At 48.1% G+C, this 216-nt stretch carries 1 protein-coding gene; it reads left to right on the top strand.

From position 1 onward, the window contains the following. The coding region (locus MWU32_RS00055) for a hypothetical protein (protein ID WP_246936564.1) at nt 1-216 on the top strand (216 nt) is incomplete at both ends.

Raw genomic sequence — 216 nt, 5'->3', positions numbered from 1 at the left:
GTAATAACACGATCAACGTTGTCCAACTTATTGTCATTGAAGATGTGACCAATCCAACGGCTTCCAATCCCGCGACCATAACTGTAGAATGTGCCAGTGAGGTGCCAGCTCCAGATATTAACGTGGTCACCGATGAAGCGGACAACTGTCTCGGAACAGTTACCGTGGCCCACGTATCTGATGTTTCCGATGGGAACTTCAATCCCGAGACCATTA

This window comes from Gelidibacter sp. F63206 (genome assembly GCF_023015735.1).
This window is presented reverse-complemented; position numbering and strand designations above follow the sequence as displayed.